The 13,465-nt window shown below is 32.8% G+C and carries 12 protein-coding genes and 1 pseudogene; 8 read left to right on the top strand and 5 right to left on the bottom strand.

Going from position 1 to position 13,465, the window contains the following annotated elements:
• Window positions 1-205: 205 nt before the first annotated feature.
• The gene (locus ACREV6_RS21580; protein ID WP_431580109.1) at window positions 206-997 is read left to right on the top strand and encodes a helix-turn-helix domain-containing protein; all 792 of its coding nucleotides are present in this window, start codon (window positions 206-208) and stop codon (window positions 995-997) included.
• 397 nt (window positions 998-1,394) lie between these two features.
• Here ACREV6_RS21580 and ACREV6_RS21575 read toward each other — a convergent pair whose 3' ends face one another.
• Both ACREV6_RS21575 and ACREV6_RS21570 read right to left on the bottom strand, forming a co-directional pair.
• The gene (locus ACREV6_RS21575) at window positions 1,395-1,544 is read right to left on the bottom strand and encodes a hypothetical protein (protein WP_431580108.1); all 150 of its coding nucleotides are present in this window, start codon (window positions 1,542-1,544) and stop codon (window positions 1,395-1,397) included.
• A 93-nt stretch (window positions 1,545-1,637) separates the two neighbouring features.
• Entirely contained in the window at window positions 1,638-2,471 is an 834-nt protein-coding gene (locus tag ACREV6_RS21570) for a hypothetical protein (RefSeq protein ID WP_431580107.1), read from the bottom strand.
• Between the two features lie 579 nt (window positions 2,472-3,050).
• Here ACREV6_RS21570 and ahpC point away from each other — a divergent pair.
• From ahpC to ACREV6_RS21545, 5 genes are all read left to right on the top strand, one after another.
• Window positions 3,051-3,614: an alkyl hydroperoxide reductase subunit C gene (gene ahpC / locus ACREV6_RS21565; protein ID WP_226177477.1), complete on the top strand. Its 564-nt coding sequence runs from the start codon at window positions 3,051-3,053 to the stop codon at window positions 3,612-3,614.
• Window positions 3,615-3,626: 12 nt separating this feature from the next.
• On the top strand, window positions 3,627-5,156 hold the full coding sequence (gene ahpF / locus ACREV6_RS21560) for an alkyl hydroperoxide reductase subunit F (protein WP_431580106.1): 1,530 nt from the start codon (window positions 3,627-3,629) through the stop codon (window positions 5,154-5,156).
• A 1,008-nt stretch (window positions 5,157-6,164) separates the two neighbouring features.
• Window positions 6,165-7,205: a hypothetical protein gene (locus ACREV6_RS21555; RefSeq protein WP_431580105.1), complete on the top strand. Its 1,041-nt coding sequence runs from the start codon at window positions 6,165-6,167 to the stop codon at window positions 7,203-7,205.
• A gap of 17 nt (window positions 7,206-7,222) precedes the next feature.
• Window positions 7,223-7,483 carry a CD3324 family protein gene (locus ACREV6_RS21550; RefSeq protein WP_431580104.1) on the top strand — a complete coding sequence of 87 codons (261 nt, stop codon included), beginning with the start codon at window positions 7,223-7,225 and terminating at the stop codon, window positions 7,481-7,483.
• A 107-nt stretch (window positions 7,484-7,590) separates the two neighbouring features.
• The gene (locus ACREV6_RS21545) at window positions 7,591-8,475 is read left to right on the top strand and encodes a GNAT family N-acetyltransferase (protein ID WP_431580103.1); all 885 of its coding nucleotides are present in this window, start codon (window positions 7,591-7,593) and stop codon (window positions 8,473-8,475) included.
• A 767-nt stretch (window positions 8,476-9,242) separates the two neighbouring features.
• On the opposite strand, the gene ACREV6_RS21540 is transcribed toward ACREV6_RS21545, so the two are convergent.
• A complete protein-coding gene (locus ACREV6_RS21540) occupies window positions 9,243-9,440 on the bottom strand; it encodes a hypothetical protein (protein WP_431580102.1) in 198 nt (65 codons plus the stop codon).
• 431 nt (window positions 9,441-9,871) lie between these two features.
• On the opposite strand from ACREV6_RS21540, the gene ACREV6_RS21535 reads away from it, so the two are divergent.
• Both ACREV6_RS21535 and ACREV6_RS21530 read left to right on the top strand, forming a co-directional pair.
• Complete coding sequence (locus ACREV6_RS21535) at window positions 9,872-10,624, top strand: hypothetical protein (protein ID WP_431580101.1); 753 nt, start codon at window positions 9,872-9,874, stop codon at window positions 10,622-10,624.
• A 405-nt stretch (window positions 10,625-11,029) separates the two neighbouring features.
• A pseudogene (locus ACREV6_RS21530) lies at window positions 11,030-11,185 on the top strand (IS256 family transposase); the annotation flags it as partial.
• Window positions 11,186-11,399: 214 nt separating this feature from the next.
• Here the strand turns inward: ACREV6_RS21530 and ACREV6_RS21525 are convergent.
• The gene (locus tag ACREV6_RS21525) at window positions 11,400-11,795 is read right to left on the bottom strand and encodes a hypothetical protein (protein ID WP_431580100.1); all 396 of its coding nucleotides are present in this window, start codon (window positions 11,793-11,795) and stop codon (window positions 11,400-11,402) included.
• A 284-nt stretch (window positions 11,796-12,079) separates the two neighbouring features.
• The gene (locus ACREV6_RS21520) at window positions 12,080-13,423 is read right to left on the bottom strand and encodes a hypothetical protein (protein WP_431580099.1); all 1,344 of its coding nucleotides are present in this window, start codon (window positions 13,421-13,423) and stop codon (window positions 12,080-12,082) included.
• Between the last annotated feature and the right edge of the window lie 42 nt (window positions 13,424-13,465).

Raw genomic sequence — 13,465 nt, 5'->3', positions numbered from 1 at the left:
AATGAGATTTAAAATCTGTTTTGATTGATTACGGAAGCGAATATATTTGAAGAGCCCGGTGCGGTAGTTCCGCACGCCGGGATCTGTACGGGGTGCACTGGGTAACCAGTGCGTCTACCGTGACTTAGCCGAAACAAGCAAAAAATATCATGAAGTCTATGGAGTTTTTCTTTATACTATAAAATAGACAGAGGGGGGTGAGTAAGTGGATACGGTAAGTTGCATTCAAAGAGCAATTGACTTTATCGAGGATAATATTCTTGATTCTTTAAAAGCAGAAGTCATTGCAAGTCAGGCATATATGTCAAGTTTTCAATTTCAACGTGTTTTTTCTATCGTGTGTGGTATTTCACTTGGTGATTATATTCGCAATCGAAGATTAGCACTGGCAGGCATCGAGGTATCATCATCCAAGGCAAAGATAATTGACATTGCTTTCAAATATGGATATGAGTCGCCAGAAAGTTTTTCACGTGCTTTTAGCCGTTTTCATGGAGTTTCTCCTATGATAGCGCGCAGTCATATCGAGAATATCAATTTATTCGCCAAAATATCTGTTCAATCTATTTTAGGAGGAAAACAAACTATGCAAGATTTGAAACAAAGAGGGTATTCCGTCAAAGAAAACGGTCCTGTCTATTACACACAGAACATGGATAAAACTGCAAAATGGTTTGAAACTGTTTTAGGGTGGTACGTAAATATTGATGAAAGAAATAAAGATGGAATGGGAACCTATGGGTGTGCATTGCCAATACCTGGGGAATTAGTTAATATGAAAATAACTACATTTAATGGCATTCACATGTTTTTTGGCGAACCTTCACAGCAAACTGTTGCTTTCATGCGTGTTGAAGGCGTAGAACAACTATATTCATTTGTGAAGAAAAATGGTTGGGATCGAATAACAGAAGTTAAAACTCAGCAGTGGGGAGGCAAAGAATGTGATATAACAACAATTGATGGTAGTATCATGAGATTCTTTCAGTTAGATTAATAATCACCTTACTAATAAGCATAATTTGTAGTTGAGTTAGTTCCTATCATTCTTATATTGTATACCAACCCAAAAGGCAGCAATGCCTTTTTTAATTCCTGTTGGTGTGACTCAGAGAAATAGCAAACAATAATTTCAATTTATTGTTACGTCCCCGAGGTCATTACATAAACTGGAAGCTTATGTTTGCTAATAGAATAATTTCCACGATTGACTTTTTAAATGGGTGAACCTGACTCATACCTTGGAAACTAGGAATTCTAGGTGACATTAGCAAAACGTGAAAGTAAGTAGTATGGTATTTTTATTACTGCAAGACTAGATGATACTTCTATCCTTGATGGTGAGCCAATATCCAGTAGGTTAGAACTTATTTACTGTTTTTACCAAGTCACAGTTACCTTAGAGCGGCTGTCTTAAGAACCATATGAAATTTTTCCTCTGATGTCCAATCACCATTTTGTCTTAAAATCTTTATTCCTTCTTTTTTTTCGGCATCTTTAATCCATTTATAGATTGTACCTTTATTTATATTTTTACTAACCATGCTATATTTATCCTCTCGTAAAGCCTATTATAATAAGAACCCAATTTTAAAACTCATCCTGGTAGAGATGATCATATTCCACGCAATTTGTTGTTACTGTGACTTCTTGTGTATATGCAATAAAATACTTGTAATTGGGAATACAATCCAGTTAAGATTCCATTGTGTAAATATACACCCGCTAATGAAGAAAATAGATACTGAAAGTGACCAAATAGCAACAACAACTCTAAGAGTAAGTTTATTATTGGGGGTCTTTATTTTTGAAAAGTCTCGCTTTCTCAAAAGTATTTTAAAGCCCTCATTAATGCTACTAACATATATAAATATAGAAGCAGCAATACAAACCATTGTAAGCATAATAACTACTCCATAATTACATAGATCGTAATGGTAATGATAGTCCAGCGCAATTCCAGAAGGCGATATAATAAATAGGCATCCCGCAATAAATGAGGACCAAAAGTAGAGTGATACAAAAGCAGAATTTTTTAGTTCAATAGTTACAGCCATATTAAGAGAGTACTCAAAACCACTTTTCAGATATTTGTACTTTTTCATCTTTCTGCCAGAATAAATTAGGAAAGGTGTAGCGGATACAATGATAGCTAATGGTACAATTAAGCCAAGTATTTTCTCGGAAATAATGTAATCGTCTATGAGAGTGTACATTAATATCGACGCAATAATTGACATAATATATAAAGACACACCAATACTCAGCGCAAGTCCAGATGCTTTTTTTGCAGCAATAAAGCTATCTACTTCTTCCTGCGTAAGGGATCTAATTATTGCTGATTTTTTAGTAGTATCGATTTCGCAATAATTAATTAAATCATCAATATTTTCAGATTCTGAAAATATAGTACTATTGTCCTCATTTCTTAATTGACAATTTTTCTTATGCTCATTATATTTCTTTCCCATTTGTTTCTTCCCCCTAATAAATTTCTGATAATCTTTTATAATTCAATCTGCAGTAGTAGCCTACTTAAAGCATAGAAAAAGAATAATAATAATATTATTATAACATTCAATTACATATGGTAGAAAATTAACATGCTGATAAAACACTTAATACAAATGCAGACCCAGGTTCTAATATGGATATGGTTAAGCTACGTGCTATGACAGCAGATTCTAAGGCTCAACTTAATGATACCTTGAAAAAGTTACATGAGTAACAGTCACAATCACAGGAAACCCAAGATATGTATGATGAGTAACATAAACAACAAGAAGCCAAAGAGGAACCACTGAGCTTGCTAACTGGAAGTTTTTACTTTCTAATCAGTTCATATCTCTGAGCCAACTGCCACTTATATAAGATGCCAGAGTTGAACTTTCTAAAATATTGTTAAAATAAATTATGGCGAATTTGTGCAAGTAACTTGACAAATATTATTTTGAATGTATAATAAATATTAAGTAATAATAATTATTAATTTGTAGATAGTATAACAAACTAATATAAATCTAAAATAAAGTTTAGGAGGTAAATTTATTATGTCATTAATCGGAACTGAGGTAAAACAATTCGAAGCACAGGCTTATCACAATGGGAAATTTATTGAAATAACAGAATCGGATTTTAAGGGTAAGTGGAGTATAATTTGCTTTTATCCTGCAGACTTTACGTTCGTATGCCCAACAGAACTAGAAGATTTACAAAATCATTATGAGACTCTAAAGGAACTTGGAGTTGAGGTTTATTCCGCTTCAACAGATACTCATTTTACACATAAGGCGTGGCACGATAGTTCAGAAAGTATTGGAAAAATTACTTATATTATGATCGGTGATCCCTCACATACACTATCTAGAAACTTCGATGTATTAATTGAATCCGTTGGTCTTGCTGATCGTGGTACTTTCATCATAGATCCAGATGGTATCATTCAAGCAGTAGAAATTAATGCTGGTGGTATCGGCCGTGATGCAAGCACTCTTATTAACAAAATCAAAGCAGCACAGTATGTTAGAAAGAATCCTGGTGAAGTTTGCCCAGCTAAATGGAAAGAGGGCGCTGCAACACTTAAACCAAGTCTTGACCTTGTAGGAAAGATTTAAGGAGTGGAAATTATGCTACTAGACGCAGATATTAAAGAACAATTGGCTCAATATTTAAAGCTTTTGGAGGGAGATGTACTAATTAAAGTTAGTGCAGGATCCGATACAATCTCTAAGGACATGGTTTCTCTATTAGATGAAATAAGCAACATGTCCTCTAAAATTAATGTAGAGAAAATAAAGTTATTAAGAACTCCAAGCTTTAGTGTGAATCGTATAGGCGAAGACACTGGTGTTACTTTTGCAGGAATCCCTTTAGGTCATGAATTTACTTCTCTCGTATTAGCTCTACTGCAGACTAGCGGAAGAGCTCCAAAGACTGATGAGAAATTAATTAATCAAATTAAAAATATTAAGGGTGAATACCATTTTGAATCTTACATCAGCTTAAGTTGCCACAATTGTCCAGAGGTAGTTCAGGCACTTAACTTGATGAGTATTCTTAATGTTGGCATTACACACACCATGATTGATGGCGGTTCTTTCAAGGAAGAAGTAGAAAGTAAAAATATTATGGCAGTACCTTCTGTTTACTTAAATGGTGAAGTCTTTGGTAGTGGTCGTATGACACTTGAGGAGATTCTTTCCAAAATGGGTAATACTGTTGATGTCTCAGAGTTCAATGATAAAGACCCCTTTGATGTGCTTATTGTCGGAGGAGGACCAGCTGGAGCAAGTGCAGCGATTTATGCTGCACGTAAAGGTATTCGTACGGGCATTGTTGCAGATCGCTTCGGTGGTCAAGTACTGGATACTATGGGCATCGAGAACTTTATAAGTGTAAAATACACAGAAGGTCCTAAACTAGCAGCAAGCCTTGAGGAACATGTTAAAACTTATAATGTTGATGTGATGAATCTACAGCGGGTTAAGAGTTTAGAAAAAAAGGACTTTATCCAGGTTGTGCTTGAAAATGGTGCTGTTTTAAAAAGCAAGACTGTAATAGTTTCTACAGGTGCTGCTTGGAGAAATGTTGGTGTACCAGGAGAAACGAAATTCAAGAACAAAGGTGTAGCCTACTGCCCTCATTGTGACGGTCCTTTATTTAAAGGAAAACACGTAGCAGTTATCGGCGGTGGTAATTCTGGTATTGAAGCGGCTATTGATCTTGCAGGGATTGTAAGACATGTAACTGTTCTTGAATTTATGCCAGAGCTAAAGGCTGATATTGTGCTTCAACAGCGTCTTTACAGCCTATCTAATGTAACTGTATTAAAAAACGTTCAAACGAAAGAGATTACCGGCACTGACAAAGTAGATGGTATTAGCTACACTGAACGCGATACAGGAGAAGTTAAACATATTGAATTGCAAGGCGTATTTGTTCAGATAGGTCTTGTACCAAATACAGATTGGTTAGGCGAAACAGTGGAGCGTAATCGCTTAGGTGAGATTATTGTTGATAATCATAGTGCTACAAATATTCCTGGAGTATTTGCTGCGGGAGACTGTACCAATAGTCCATATAAGCAAATCATCATTTCTATGGGTTCAGGTGCGAATGCAGCTTTAAGTGCATTCGATTATTTAATACGAAATTGATTTTCGAAAGCCGTTTATTATTGGTAAGATAGTAATACGGCTTTCTTTTCCATATAATATTATCAGAAGATATTGTATGGAAAAGCATATAAAACAAAAAGTTTATCTTTTAGATCAAGCACTAGATTTAGTAGGAAGAACTAGTCAAAATTTAATATAATCAAATTCATCTCTTAATTTCCCAGTTTTATTTGTTTCTAATACCCTTCCATCAACGCTTAATAGTCTATAGCCTTTAAATCTTTCAAAAATTGGAAATGAATTTTCGATTTTTGTTGCTTACGTTTCTTTGCTGCTTTAGGGGAATCAACAATTTTAGGGGAACGGCTAAGCTGCTCTAATACAAATAAAACTAACCTTGGAATTAGCCTCCTCCCAAAAATAAGATTTTTATGTTTTTTTTGCCTAATGTTAATATACAAAGGGATTCTGAATTTCTGCACAAAATTCTATATTTGCTAATAAAAGTAAGATATATTTAATTGCAAAAGCTTATTTCATAGAGAAGTCTATGAGGTAGGCTTTCTCTAATTGATTGAAATAGCAAACAACGATTTTCTTTTATTCTAATATATCTCGAGGTCGTAGTAAAAACTGGAAGTTTATATTTTTATACTTGTTATATTTAAGATTGAAAAATTTAATTAACGCCTAATATAGGTTGCCTTTTTAACTTTTTATTAAGAAATTTTTTGATCACGGAGGTGTTAGATAGAGCAATAGATATTGTTCGCTTAATTACCAATATCTGAAAGGTGCCTGTCACCTTTTAAAAATTGGAAATGAATTTCCAATTTTTGTTGCTCGGTGTGAACCGGGGGAAAGGCGACTCTGACTGCCACCTTTGGTGGTAAAAGCGGTGGCTCACCTATCGGTATCAAAGTGTAATGACAATCTTTGGTATAGAATTATTAGAATTGTTTTGGGTATACAATATGAAGTAGTTTATTGATAATATAGACTTATAGCAAACAGCTGTTATCTATTTCAATAAAAGGAGGACAAAAAATGAAATATATTAGTAAAGAATTAAATGCTTGGGCGATAGAAAAAATTGAGAAGGAATTTCCTGACGATGTAGCATTGTTAATTGGGCACGAACATTGGAAGATTGCACCAGATGGAGATGAAATAGCGTTTAACTTTTACATCCCTTCTACAGACAGAGGCTATAATCTATCTCAGACATTTATCATTGATGACATTGGTTATGACCTATTCCCAATGTCATGGGAGAGAGTGGAAGGAATTGCGAACCTAAATGAAAGTCTTACAACGTGTTTGGCGGATGGAGTTATCTTGTATGCTCGAAGCGAAGAAGAAAAAGAACGTTTCGTTAAATTGCAGAAACAGGTACAGAATAATCTTAATGATGAGGAATTTACTTATAGGAAGGGACTTGAAAAGATTAATATAGTAATGGAATTGTTCCAAAACATGCTTTTCGAAAAATCACTCAGTGGTATACGTAAGGCAAGTGGCTACGTTGCTGCATATTTGTCTGAAGCGATTGCTGCTGTAAATGGAACATATTTTAAGGGTGGTCCTGACAACCAGATAGCGAGCCTAAGTGGTCTCCCAGAAGTTCCAAGTGGATTTATTGGTCTCTATGAGAGCACTGCTACAGCAAAAACCATAGAAGAATCAAAAGACATATGCTATAAAATGCTGGATACAACCCGTGATTTCTTCAGCGTGAGAAAACCAGATAAGGAAACAGATGTAAAGGACTACAATTTTCAACATTTAGCAGATTGGTATCAGGAATGCATTTATTGGTTTCGAAGAATCTATTATTACTTGGAGATAAATGATGCAACAAAGTGCTTTGTATGGGGATGTATATTACAAAGCGAAATTGATTGTGTCACAAAGGACTTCGGGCTTAAGACAATGGAACTGATGAATGTATTTGATCCGGAAGATTTAAGTGTCTTCGGTAAATGTGTTGAAGAGATTGAGCAGTATATTGTCTCTGAAATCAGAAAGCATGATGTTAAAATACGAGAATTTAAAAATCTGGATGAGTTTTTAAGGCAAAATGGATAATGTAAAGGAGGCATATAATGAAATATTTAAATGCTTCTGATATATTGCCAGATGAGCTGCTACAAGAGGTTCAAAAGTATGCACAGGGAAAAGCTCTATATATCCCTAGAAATAATGAACGCAAAAAATGGGGTGAAGGTTCTGGAGCGCAAGGCTATTATGAACGGCGTAATGAAGAAATTCGGATAAAATTTGTAAGTGAAAATGTTCCTATAGAAGAACTAGCAAATATTTATTGCCTATCCGTAGAAACAATTCGTAAAATTTTGTATAAATAATAAATAATAAATAATGGAGCGAAATGATTATTTTAAATTATATAAGGTAAGCTGAAGAAGTTAAAAAACTTCTTCAATCAAAAATAGCATTAGAAGGAGTTAAAATAATGAACGTAAAAATTAGAAACTTTATAGACGAATCTGGATACTGCGATGATTTTCAGAAAATTTGTGATTTTTTAATTCGTATAAATCAAAATGAAGTTGTCGCTCCTAGCTGGTTATGGGCAAGATGGGTTTGGCAGTACGATTCGCATATAAATACGACGCAGTCGCACTTTGGCATTGCTGAGGTTAATGGAAAAATTGTTGGACTTACATTATATGACCACGGTCTTGGTGAGGCATTCTTTTGCGTTGACAAGGATTATGAAGGTATCAAGTCACAACTCATAGACTTTGCAATAAATAATTTAAATTTGAATGGAGAAATAAAGTTAGCTTTGCCAGATGGAGATTTAGGTTATCAGCAATCGGCTGTTCAAAGGGGTTTTATTGCTACTACGGAAAAGGTTCAGACATCACGAATAGATATCAATGACAACGATTATGCTCTCCCAAAAGGGTATACAATTATGAGCTTTGCCGATAAAAGCTTTGACGCTGATAAATATTTTGATGCGATTTGGAAGGGATTTGAGAATAAACGTGAACGCACTGAAGCAGATAGCGTTAAAATGAGAGAAGGGTTTGATAGACCATATCTTGACCTTGATTTGCGCATATTAGTTGTTGCTCCTAACGGAGACTACGCTGCCCATTGTGGTATGTGGTGTATTCCTGGCAGCGAGTATGCTTATGTCGAACCTGTTTTCACTTTACCAGAATATCGTAAGTTGGGATTGGGCAAAGCTGCTGTTCTTGAAGGGGTAAATAGGTGTGGCAAACTCGGAGCAAAACATGCATATGTGCTTTCATCACAGCAATTCTATTATAATATCGGTTTTTATCCTTATCAAAATGATATATGGTGGATACATAAAAAATCCTAAACAAATAAAATCAAGCTTTTTAAGTGTATGAAAATAGCCCAACTGAAGTTTTATCGGTTGGGCTATGATTTATATGTAGTATCTGCTCTACTCGCTGCTCAACCGATTCAAATCCACACCATACAAACTGTTCAGCGTAGCCCAAGGAAGATAGAGGTAAGTGGTCATCAGTCACAGTTTGGGTGCACCACTTCCATCCTTCTGGTAACGTAGGTAACAGAGTTTCTGGGTAGGTTCTTTTCAGTTCAATGTCGATAATTATACTACGCTCATAGATTGAGCCCTGTACTGGGTAAATAAAACAAGAAGCACTCAACAGCTTAATTCCTAAATCATATAGCTACTTGTCTGCTACTCCACGCATATCCTTTGTAATTGGTACAAAGCTTAGTATAGGGCATTTGTGATTACGATAAGCGAACACTCCACACTTCAAACTATAAAGGCTCATAGCTTACACCTCCCATCCTTTGTGTTTATAATAAGTTCATTCATTGACTATCTTTACCTCCTTACTGTTTTTTGATACAACGGAATAAATATTAAATTGCATGTTTGCTATAAAAATTATGAAATAATATATTCATAAATATCGTCTCTTACAGGTGTATATAATTGATATTTAATTTCCACAGCAGTCTTATTAGTATTTCCCATAATAATAGGTTTAGGATAGAAATAAATTCTATAAAAGATTCTTGGACGGAAATTTGAGAGAGCAAGCAGAAAAATTTAGATCACAGGGAAATATTGAAAAAGCTAATATGTTAGAGATTAGGGGGTAACACATCTCTTAGTTCTTCAAAAGGGGCTGTTATTGTAACACATGATATAGACAAAAATATAGATGTATCTTTAACAGCTTTTATTGTGACAGACGCAGGAAAAGTTTTAGGTGATAGTGGAAGCTTTAAAGAAGATGAAGATATTTTATGTAGTATAAGCTGATCATCTGCTAGTAGCAAACAATAACTTCCAGTTATTGTAACGTCCCCCGAGGTCGTAGTAAAAACTGGAAGTTTTTACTTTTTAAATGCTTTATTAACTGGGTAGCTAGTAAAACTAACTGTTTTTACTAGCTATTTTTTTTATGTCCATTAGACTAGAATTATTTACTGTTTTTACCAAGTCACAGTTACCTTAGTGGGTCATGAAGTGGCCCACTTGTTAATAACAATAAAAAATATCAATTAGAGTGTAAAGTGGGGACTAGAGATAGTCTTTTTCCTTTGGCCTCATTAATAAATGTAAAGTTTCTTTGTATTGTAACGATATTATATTAAAAGGGTTAATTGCCATTAAAATAGTATTTACTGGTACAAAGAAAAATTAAAGTATACATAATTAACGTAAGATTTATCAACATAAAGAGAAAGCACAATAAGGGGTAAAAATTATGAAAAGAAAATTAGTAGTAACATTAGCGTTAAGCATGTCTTTAATAATATGTAACACAGCGTTTGCAGCCATAGTAACTAAAGCTGTTACACCTGTGAAAAAAGTAGCTACAAAGATAGTAGCTAAGAAAGTAGTTGCTAAACCAGTAGTAAAGAAAGCAGTAGCAAAAGTTTTACCATTAGTATATACTTGGACAACAGTGAGAAGTAAAATGTTAGCAGCAAATATAGGACCTAACTTTAGGGAACTAAAAGATGTTTATGAAACTGGACCTTATGTTCGTTTAGATTATAATTATATGCCAGAATACGCTAATGGGAGAAATTCTTATTCTAATGTGTTTGATATATCATCATTAAAAGGAAAAGTACCAAATATGGATTTTACCATAGGAGTATTTGGAAATCACAGTAGCGACCCAAAGGTTGCAACTAACGCTACTCTAGCAGGTAATATTTTTTATGAAACTGTATTCCCAAAGAAAGGAAAAGAGTTTTCTAAATTATTAGAGAAAGTAGACAAGAGGTATGTAGTTAAAGGAAATATGCATATTAACTTACCAACTGTAATATTCTTTGAAAATAGAAGAGTGATTGTGGATATACAAGAATATTATTATCGTATGGATTTTTCTGCAGTCAATGATAAAACAGACATTTGGAAAGAAGTATATGAGTCAATAGACGGTAACTATATGAAATTTACTAAAGCGGAATTTAAAAAATATATGCCAGAACTTAAAAATTATTAATAATATAAGTAAAACAATTAAAAATTAAATTAATTACAAAAATAAATAATATAATTAGGGACATCTGAAATGGTGTCTTTTTAATGTAAAAATATTATGGGTGTTTTTGCCCATCCCCCCGAAAAGGTATATTAGCATGTTAATATGAGGCAGTACCAGTATTCCAGCGTACTGAAAAATAATATTTAGTAATTTTAAACCATGAATGTTACGTAATTTAAATATTAGTATTAATAAGGAACATTCATTTTTCAATTTTCATTTAAACTCTTGTAAAGCATTGATAAATCAGGAAAGTGAAAGTTACACAAGTACATTGTGTAACTTTCAAAACACCTAAAATCCATATTAATACTATATTTTGCCTCTAATATACCTTTTTGGCGGGATAGGCAAAACTACCCAAAGACTAAAACTGTGTTCCCTACAGATGATTCTTTAAGAAAGTCGTTATACCTAGCAACCTTAGAAATTATGAAAAAATGGACTTCACCTGCTCAAAATTGGTCCAGCTCATTAGCACAACTGACAATTATGTTTGAAGATAGGATTGAAGCTTAATTAAAAATTAAAATTTGTACAGGAGTAAATTCCCATACTAATTTCTAGTTAGATATACACTTCTAAAGTTATTTACACAAATCTATAAACATTCTCTGAAATTATATTTTCACGACATTCGTTATTCCTTACAATATTATATTTATATCATTTTTTTATAACTTTTATATACCAAATTTATTACAAATCAGTTCTATTAGCTCAAGAATTCTTTTTACTGATTTTTGTTGTACCTCAATCCTTTTTCTAACATATCCTTATCAAAAATAACCCCTTTCACTAAATTATCCTTATCCAAAAAACTATTGCTTATATCAAGACTTTTAGACATAGAATCAGTGCCATCTATGAACTTTTGTATTTGTTCAACTAACTCTTCATGTTCATTTTTAATTTTAGCTGGATATGAATCTTGATATATGTTTAACTCAAATGTTAATTTATAATCTTTAAAGTCATTTACAGTTTTTAAGTACTTATTGTATTTGATTTTTATTTCTTCGACTGTATCACCTTTCTCTGTAGATGGAAACTGTTTTGTTATGTTAATAAGCTTGTCACCCAAAACACTCATTTTCTCAGCATATTCTTTTTCTTGCTTAGTAATCATACTATCAACCCCTTTTTACTAGTACAATTCTTCATAAAAGAGGAATATCATTTAAAATATGGGATATATTATTTGAATATTTATGATGAAAATGCTTTAGTTCTACTAGGAAAAATTACATAGCTCAGAAAATTTCGTTTTATATCTTTAATACGTACTTTGGCTATAAATTATTTTAAAAAAGTAAAAGGCATACAATACAATTTTTATCATATCGTATGCACCTTGAGTATGTTGTTGGTGCTATTCAAAGAAATGGTGTGGAGAACCCATATATTAAATACTTAAGAAAATTTCTTTAAATCTATACTTTTTAAAAATTCATCTTTTGTATTAAAGATATTATAATTATCAATCAGCCATAGGGAAAACACCCATATATTCGTCATAAATTTTTCAAGTATTTTATTCTCATCTTCTATATCTTTACCATGGTGTACAAATTTTGATCTTAACGAATATACTTCTCTTAGGTTAGAAACAATGTCCATTCTCTCTTTTGCAGTTTTGCCAAGTACAAATGCCAATCTTTCTCCAACATTTTGTTGTATAGGCTCAGTATCGCTTTTTAATAACATGCCCTCCACTGCAACTAAAATATACAATATTTTATCACTTATATCATATCTAAGTGTATTTTTAGAATAAACCATTATATAGTGTAATAACTTTTCTTGAAAATCGTTGAGTTCGCTAATAGATAATAAATCATTAATTTTTTTTATATAGCTGTCCATAATCTTAATATCGTCTGTTCCTATGTGCCAGTTAATTCCTCTGTCAATTACGGTGGTAGTATAACTAATACCATCACTTGATGGTTTATATAGAAAATAGGTCTTTGATCTAAACATTTTAAATCCATATTCATAAGATGCATTTAAAATTTTAGGTGACAAATTAGCACGAGAAAATATTCGCAATAAGCTTAATGACTCACTAAAATACTCATATGCAATTTCTTCAGCTCTATTTTTTTCTGCTTTACACTTATAAACACCAGCAGCATACCCTTGAAAATCTGAATGGATTTCTTTTTTGAATTTTTTAAAACCATTCAATTGTTCCTCTGGCATATTAGAATTTTCATTTGGTTTAATCCAATTATCAAGAATATCTTTAGTTATTGGTTTAAATTCAATTTTACCAATTACAAACGATTCGTCTATTGCTGTAAAAGGTACTGGCATCCAAATTTCACATTCTTTTACAACCTTATCAATTTCACTATCCAAATAATCGGTAAAATCCAGGTCAATTTCTTGTGTATATTTTTTTTCTACCCATTCAAATAATATGTTTTTTACAAATACAAAACTTACACTGTTTTGTATTTGTCTATTCTTAAATACGGTTTTCGCCATCTTAATTAATCTTTCGTATTCCAAACCGGTTATTCCATATTGTATTCCAGCATGTAAGAATATTTTACCTTTATCTTCTCCAAGTCCATTAGTTAATCCTACTTTAATATCTCCTATAATGTCTTTCTCTGTGAGAGTATGAGTTACAAACTGTAATCTTGAGTTATTTTCACTTGAGTTATTTGGAATATTAAATATATATATTAAAGTGTTTGTTGTTCCTAAATCTATTGCCATTTCTTTAGACATTCCCAAAAATCTCATCTGTGAACCCCTTTCAAATTTAGCATATACTAATTATTTAGG

It is taken from the genome of Clostridium sp. (genome assembly GCF_050717515.1).
Classification (GTDB): Bacteria; Bacillota; Clostridia; order Clostridiales; family Clostridiaceae; genus Clostridium_AD.
Note: the sequence above shows the minus strand (reverse complement) of the source record. Positions and strands in the feature narration are given on the sequence as shown.

What these genes read in the sequence shown, in the direction of transcription:
- ACREV6_RS21575 (WP_431580108.1), bottom strand. Translation starts at nt 1,544, where the DNA reads ATGGTTAGTAAAAATATAAATAAAGGTACAATCTATAAATGGATTAAA.
- ACREV6_RS21570 (WP_431580107.1), bottom strand. Translation starts at nt 2,471, where the DNA reads ATGGGAAAGAAATATAATGAGCATAAGAAAAATTGTCAATTAAGAAAT.
- ahpC (WP_226177477.1), top strand. Translation starts at nt 3,051, where the DNA reads ATGTCATTAATCGGAACTGAGGTAAAACAATTCGAAGCACAGGCTTAT.
- ahpF (WP_431580106.1), top strand. Translation starts at nt 3,627, where the DNA reads ATGCTACTAGACGCAGATATTAAAGAACAATTGGCTCAATATTTAAAG.
- ACREV6_RS21555 (WP_431580105.1), top strand. Translation starts at nt 6,165, where the DNA reads ATGAAATATATTAGTAAAGAATTAAATGCTTGGGCGATAGAAAAAATT.
- ACREV6_RS21550 (WP_431580104.1), top strand. Translation starts at nt 7,223, where the DNA reads ATGAAATATTTAAATGCTTCTGATATATTGCCAGATGAGCTGCTACAA.
- ACREV6_RS21545 (WP_431580103.1), top strand. Translation starts at nt 7,591, where the DNA reads ATGAACGTAAAAATTAGAAACTTTATAGACGAATCTGGATACTGCGAT.
- ACREV6_RS21535 (WP_431580101.1), top strand. Translation starts at nt 9,872, where the DNA reads ATGAAAAGAAAATTAGTAGTAACATTAGCGTTAAGCATGTCTTTAATA.
- ACREV6_RS21525 (WP_431580100.1), bottom strand. Translation starts at nt 11,795, where the DNA reads ATGATTACTAAGCAAGAAAAAGAATATGCTGAGAAAATGAGTGTTTTG.
- ACREV6_RS21520 (WP_431580099.1), bottom strand. Translation starts at nt 13,423, where the DNA reads ATGAGATTTTTGGGAATGTCTAAAGAAATGGCAATAGATTTAGGAACA.